Genomic DNA, 3,930 nt, shown 5'->3' with positions numbered 1-3,930 from the left:
GAGCGCGGGGCGGGGGGCGGGGCGGCTTCCGGGTCCAGGGAGCCGCCGACGCTGATGCGGGCCAGGGCGGCGGCGGCCGCGGCGCTGAGCCGTATGTGCTCGGCCGCCGCCTTGAGGGCGGGGATGGCGCGTTCGTCGCCGATCGCGCCCAGCCCCTCGACGCAGGCGCGCGCGATGGCCCAGTGCCGGTCGCGGGCGGCCAACTGCCGTTCCAGGGCGGCGACCAGGGCCGGTACGGACTCGGGGGCGCGGAGTTCGACGAGGAGCCGGATGGGGTGCAGGGAGTACGCGGTGCGCAGCGGGTTGGTGGCGAGGGCGGCGGCGGCGCGGGCGGTGCGCGGGTCGCCGAGCCGGGCCAGCACCCGGGCGGCGGTCGCGCAGCGCGCGGGCTCGCGGTAGTTGAGGAGCAGGACGAGCGTTTCGAAGGCCCGCCGGTCGCCCGCACTGCCCAGCACGAAGGCGGCGGTCTCGCGGGCCCACAGCGGCTGCTCCGGCGCGACGAGGATGCGGGCGAGCTGTTCGCGCGCGGCGGGGGTGCCCTGGCGTACGAGCGCGAGCAGCGAGGCGTGTGCCGCGGTCTCCTGTTGTGATGTGAGCGAGGCCCGTACCCGCTCCGTCAGCGTCCGGAATTCGTCGTCCATGTCGAGGTCTCCCCTCCCCGGTGATCCGCGCCATCGCGCAGGACTCACAGTCGGCTCTGGCGTCTTGGTTACCCGCGAGTTAATATGGCGACACGAGCAGCACCCCTGCTCGGGCGGCCTGGTGACGCAGCCGCCTTGTGTGACGTCGGTTCGGCAGTTTCAGCAGAGTTGCGGCATGGCCCCGGGACAGGGCCCGCCGTGTGTCTCCCACGGGCAGTTTCCTCCGTGCGGCGCTGTCCGCCAGGGAGCGTGCAAGCCCTTCCGTCGGAGTTTTCGTCGTAGGTGCCGGAGGAGATTCCGCAGCAGGCGCCGGACGCCCGTCCGGATGGCCCGTATCGCGGTGCCGTTCCTCCGCTCTTCACCGAAGGCTCCCCTCGATCGTCCCAGTCGTCACTTCATCCCCGTCTTCCGGGGAACACCCTCTGGAGTCCGCGATGGACCGTCTCCCACAGACCGGCGTCAGCACCACGTCCTCCTCTGATCTCTCCCCCTCCCGGGCCCCGCTCACTACTGTTGCGGTCGTCGGGCTCGGCACGATGGGCACCGGCATCGCCGAAATCCTGGCCCGTGCGGGGCGTCAGGTGATCGGCATCGACATCAGCGAGAGCGCCTGCCGCCGGGCGGTCACCGCGCTGGAGGTGGCCACCGCCCGGGCGGTGGGCCGCGGGCGGATGACCGAGCGCGAGCGGACGGCCGCGCTCGACCGCTTCCGCACCGCGACGGAGGTCTCCGCCGCGGCGGACGCGGACCTGGTGGTCGAGGTGGTGCCCGAGGACTACGGCATCAAGCACGACGTCTTCGCCGCGCTGGACGCCGTCGTCCGGCCCGACACCATCCTGGCGACCGGCACCAACGCCCTGTCGGTGACCCGGCTGGCGGCCGAATCCGCCCACCCCGAACGCGTCCTGGGGCTGCACTTCTTCAATCCGGCGCCCGCCATGAAGCTGGTGGAGATCGTCTCCAGCGTGCTGACGGCGCCCGCCGCCGTCGACGCGGTCACCGCGCTCGCCCGCGACCTCGGCAAAGAGCCGGTCGCGCTCGGCGACCGGCCCGGATTCATCGCCGACGGGCTGCTGTTCGGCTACCTCAACCAGGCCGCGGCGATGTACGAGTCGCGGTACGCGGCGCGCGAGGACATCGACGCCGCGATGAAGCTCGGCTGCGGGCTGCCGATGGGCCCGCTGGCCCTGCTGGACCTGATCGGGATCGATACGGCCCGTACCGTCCTGGAAGCCATGTACGCGGCCTCCGGCGACCGGCTGCACGCGCCCGCGCCGATCCTGGGCCAGCTGGCCGAGGCCGGGCTCACCGGCCGCAAGGCGGGCCGCGGCTTCTATACGTACGAGGCGCCCGGCAGCGGCACCGCCGTCCCGGACGGCGCGGCCCCGCAGGCGCCGTCCCCGGACCTGGGCCGCCCGGTGCGCACGGTCGGCGTCGCGGGCTCGGGCACGATGGCCGGCGGCATCGCCGAGGTCTTCGCCAAGGCGGGCCACGAGGTGGTGCTGGCGGCCCGTACCCAAGAGAAGGCGGAGACGGCGAAGGCCCGTATCGCCAAGTCGCTGGCCCGGTCGGTGGCCAAGGGGCGGATGACGGAGAAGGTGCGGGAGCGGGCGCTGGCCCGGATCACCCCGGCCGACTCCCTCGACGCGTTCGCGGACGCGGACCTGGTGGTGGAGGCGGTGGCGGAGGATCTGGCCGTCAAGCAGGAGCTGTTCACCGTGCTCGACAAGGTGTGCAAGCCGGGCGCGGTGCTCGCCACCACCACCTCCTCGCTGCCGGTCATCGCGTGCGCACGCGCCACGTCGCGCCCGCAGGACGTGATCGGCATGCACTTCTTCAACCCGGCCCCCGCGATGAAGCTGGTCGAGGTGGTGCGCACCGTGCTGACCTCGGACGAGGCGCGGGCCACCGTGCACACCGTGTGCCGGGAGGTCGGCAAGCACCCGGTGGACTGCGGCGACCGGGCCGGGTTCATCGTCAACGCCCTGCTCTTCCCGTACCTGAACAACGCGGTGAAGATGGTCCAGGAGCACTACGCGTCGCCCGATGACATCGACGCCGCGATGAAGCTCGGCGGCGGCTATCCGATGGGCCCCTTCGAGCTGCTGGACGTGGTCGGGCTGGACGTCTCGCTGGCCATCGAGAAGGTCCTGCACCGCGCCTTCCGCGACCCGGGTCTGGCGCCCGCGCCGCTGCTGGAACACCTCGTCGCGGCGGGCTGCCTGGGCCGCAAGACGGGGCGCGGCTTCCGCGAGTATGCGAAGGCCTGAGCATCCGCTGGGCTGGGGCGGACTGCTGGAACCGTCCTTCGGTCCGCCCCCGCACCAGCACTCACAAGCGTGTTACGTTCCCCACATGTCCCAGCCCGTAAAGGCCACTCGTACGCAGCGTAACCGCTCGAATTCCTCCGACGGCGGAGAGACGGCCGGCAGTCGCCGCGCCGCCGCCCAGCGCTTGACCATGCGCCGCAAACTCGCGGCGGCCGCCATGGAGTTGTTCGCGACGCAGGGGTACGAGGCGACCACGGTCGACGAGATCGCGGCCAGAGCGGGCGTGGCCCGACGCACGTTTTTCCGCCATTTCCGGTCCAAGGAAGAGGCGATCTTCCCGGACCACGACGACACGCTCGTGCGGGCCGCCGCGGTGCTGGACGCGGCACCGGCCCATGAGAACCCGCTGGACACGGTGTGCCGGGGCATCAAGGAGGTCATGCGCATGTACGCGGCCTCCCCAGCGGTCTCCGTCGAGCGCTACCGGCTGACCCGCGAGGTCCCCGCCCTGCGCGAGCGCGAGATCGCCTCGGTGGCCCGCTACGAGCGGCTGTTCACCCGCTACCTCCTGGGCCACTTCGACGAGGGCGCCCACCACGACGGCGACGACGACCCCCTGCTGGCCGAGGTCGCCGCCTCCGCCGTGGTCACGGCCCACAACCACGTACTGCGCCGCTGGCTGCGGGCGCGGGGCGAGGGCGACGTCGAGGCCCAGCTGGACCACGCCTTCGCCATCGTGCGCGAAACCTTCGGCACCGGCATCGGCGCGGGCCGCCCCGCCCCGGGCCGCCCCGCGGTGAGCGTGTCCTCGCCGGGCGAGGAGGAGGACGTGGTGGTGATGGTGGCCCGCACGGATGCCCCGCTGGGCGAGGTCATGCGAACGATCGAACGAGCCCTGAAGCGGTAGCTTCGGCGAAGCGCCAAGTCCCCCACCCCGCCCCTCCCCGACCCGGGGCTCCGCCCCGGACCCCGGTCCTCGGTCTCCCCCAGCTACCGCTGGGAGGTGCCCCCTGGACGGG

The 3,930-nt window shown here is 72.9% G+C and carries 3 protein-coding genes; 2 read left to right on the top strand and 1 reads right to left on the bottom strand.

All coding sequences use genetic code 11. From position 1 onward, the window contains the following. Positions 1 to 641, bottom strand: a 641-nt coding sequence (locus EEJ42_RS33345) for a HEAT repeat domain-containing protein (protein ID WP_148082114.1), incomplete at its 3' end; no start/stop codon positions are given. A gap of 434 nt (positions 642 to 1,075) precedes the next feature. Between EEJ42_RS33345 and EEJ42_RS33340 the strand changes: the two genes are divergently transcribed. Then, positions 1,076 to 2,911 carry a 3-hydroxyacyl-CoA dehydrogenase family protein gene (locus EEJ42_RS33340; RefSeq protein ID WP_123105755.1) on the top strand — a complete coding sequence of 612 codons (1,836 nt, stop codon included), beginning with the start codon at positions 1,076 to 1,078 and terminating at the stop codon, positions 2,909 to 2,911. An 85-nt stretch (positions 2,912 to 2,996) separates the two neighbouring features. After that, complete coding sequence (locus EEJ42_RS33335) at positions 2,997 to 3,818, top strand: TetR family transcriptional regulator (protein WP_123105753.1); 822 nt, start codon at positions 2,997 to 2,999, stop codon at positions 3,816 to 3,818. Positions 3,819 to 3,930 lie beyond the last annotated feature (112 nt).

It is taken from the genome of Streptomyces botrytidirepellens (genome assembly GCF_003721215.1).
Classification (GTDB): Bacteria; Actinomycetota; Actinomycetes; order Streptomycetales; family Streptomycetaceae; genus Streptomyces; species Streptomyces himastatinicus.
Note: the sequence above shows the minus strand (reverse complement) of the source record. Positions and strands in the feature narration are given on the sequence as shown.